Source organism: Falsiroseomonas sp., from assembly GCF_051860665.1.
In the GTDB taxonomy this organism is placed as follows: domain Bacteria; phylum Pseudomonadota; class Alphaproteobacteria; order Acetobacterales; family Acetobacteraceae; genus Falsiroseomonas.
In genome coordinates this window covers 1-591 of record NZ_JBHYDM010000064.1, presented here as the reverse complement: position 1 = coordinate 591, position 591 = coordinate 1, and the positions used below count along the sequence as shown (strand labels likewise).

At 74.1% G+C, this 591-nt stretch carries 1 protein-coding gene; it reads left to right on the top strand.

The genetic code is table 11. The features are described 5' to 3' along the window. Positions 1–591 (top strand): anhydro-N-acetylmuramic acid kinase (locus ACTIF1_RS26465; protein ID WP_439599466.1); only part of this gene is annotated, 591 nt, incomplete at both ends.

Here is a 591-nt window from a genome sequence, read left to right as displayed (position 1 = left end):
CGCCCGCCGGCCCTTGCCGCCGCCGAGGCGGTGGTGACGACGGCGCACATCGAGGCCGTGCGGGCCTTCATCGCCGACAACGCCATCGACCCGGCGGGCATCGCGGTGGTTGGCTTCCACGGCCAGACGGTGTTCCACGCCCCTGAGCGGCGGCTGACGGTGCAGATCGGCGACGGCGCAGCGCTGTCCGAGGCGCTCGGCATCCCCGTCGTCTTCGACCTGCGCGCCGACGACGTCGCGGCCGGCGGGCAGGGGGCGCCGCTGGTGCCGGCCTATCACCGGGCGCTGGCGGCCGCGGCCGCGTTGCCGCGGCCGGTGGCGATCCTCAATGTCGGCGGTGTCGCGAACCTCACGCTGATCGGCGCCGACGATCGCCTCGTCGCCTTCGACACCGGCCCCGGCAACGCTCTCATCGACGACCTCGTGGGAGTGCGCACCGGCGCGCGCATGGACGAAGGTGGCCGCATCGCCGCTGCCGGCACGGTGGACGAGGCGGCGCTCTCGGTGCTGATGGACAACCCGTTCTTCGCCCGACCGGTGCCGAAGTCGCTCGACCGCAACGCCTTCTCCGCCGCGCCGGTGGCGCATCTT